The following is a 1,520-nucleotide window of genomic DNA, read 5'->3' on the forward strand; positions in this document are numbered from 1 at the left end:
CCGCGTTTGGGGCGGGGGGGGGGGGGGGGGGGCGGTGTGGGGAGAGGGGCTGGGGGTGAGGGGGAGGCTAAGCAGCGCTCTCCAGGCTCACCTGAAACACCTCGCTAAAGGCCTTCTCGACCTTGTAGCCGGAGTCAATGGTTTCCAGAGGATCCTTGCGCAGGCGGTGGCGCAAACACAAGCTGATGACCCGGCGAATATCGGCAACAGTCACTTCAGTACGCCCTTCCAGAGCTGCCAGCGCTTTGGCCGCGCGGTTGGTAACGATATCTCCCCGCAGCCCGTCTATTTCCAAAGCTGCACACACCCCAGAGATCTTCAGGCGCAAGTCGGGATCCACCCCCACAGCGGGCAACAGGTGTTGTGCTTTTTCAATCCGTTCCCGCAGGCGTTGCTGGGCCTCGGCGTATTTGGCCAAGAAGGCCTGCGGATCGGCGTCGAACTGGCTACGCTCTTCGACGATCTGTACCCGCAGGGCCGGATCCCGCACCGTTTCGATGCGCACGAACATGCCGAAGCGATCCAAGAGTTGGGGCCGCAATTCTCCCTCTTCGGGGTTGCCGGATCCCACCAGGACAAAGCGGGCCGGGTGGCGAATGGAAATGCCTTCCCGCTCGACTGTGTTCCAGCCGGAGGCTGCCGCATCCAGCAAGACATCCACCAAGTGGTCGTCCAGAAGGTTCACCTCATCCACGTAGAGGATGCCGCGGTTGGCTTTGGCCAACAGCCCCGGCTCAAAGGCCTTCACCCCCTGGGAGAGAGCGCGCTCGATGTCGAGAGTGCCGCAGACCCGGTCTTCCGTGGCCCCCAAGGGCAGATCCACCATCGGCACCTGGATCCAGGTGGTTTCTAGGGTTTCTCCCGCCTGCAGTCGCTCCCACACCTGATCGCTCATGAGGTCTCGCTGCCGCGGGTGGCTGTTGAAGGGATCCCCTTTGACGACCTCGATCTGGGGCAGGAGATCGGCTAAGGCGCGGATGGTGGTGGATTTGCCCGTGCCCCGATCCCCCATGATCAGCACGCCGCCGATGCGGGGATCGATGACGTTGAGGAGCAGAGCCAACTTCATCTCCTCTTGGCCGACGATGGCGGTAAACGGGAAAACCGGGCGACGTTCCAAGTTCATAGAGGCAACAACGAGCATCTACCCCATTATCCCAAAGGCTCTTCCCTTTCGGGCTGTTTGATGCTCCAACAGGAACCTCAAGGCCGCTTTTGGGTCAACTAAAGAAGCAAGCTCTGGGATCCCTGGCTTTGCGTGGGGAAGACCAGGTAGCATCAGAGCCTACACGGTTGGCTGGGAGTGGGTTGAATCTGGGTAACAGCGAAAGCTACACCAAAAGAAAGGGGCTCCCAAAAGCGCCGGCAACCCCAGAGAGAGTTCGTTATTGGGTGGGGAGATAGCAGCAGTGTCACGTCAAGCAAGTCGGAGACGGTGGACGGCATTCTCGATGCCAAACGTGGCCCAAAAAGGGCTGGTGGGCCTGATCTGGGTCTGCACCTCGATCCCGGTATTGACC

Annotated in this window: 1 protein-coding gene; it reads right to left on the bottom strand. The window is 60.9% G+C overall.

Annotated features, from left to right (window positions below; all coding sequences use genetic code 11):
* Positions 1-67 precede the first annotated feature (67 nt).
* On the bottom strand, positions 68-1,126 hold the full coding sequence (gene bchI / locus NW841_RS12760; protein WP_414386762.1) for a magnesium chelatase ATPase subunit I: 1,059 nt from the start codon (positions 1,124-1,126) through the stop codon (positions 68-70).
* Positions 1,127-1,520: the final 394 nt, after the last annotated feature.

Origin of the sequence: Synechococcus sp. H60.3, from assembly GCF_047462295.1 — a bacterium.
Taxonomy (GTDB): Bacteria; Cyanobacteriota; Cyanobacteriia; order Thermostichales; family Thermostichaceae; genus Thermostichus.

Bases quoted from the DNA above. Each gene is read 5' to 3' on its own strand.
- bchI (WP_414386762.1), bottom strand. From the start codon at position 1,126: ATGAACTTGGAACGTCGCCCGGTTTTCCCGTTTACCGCCATCGTCGGC.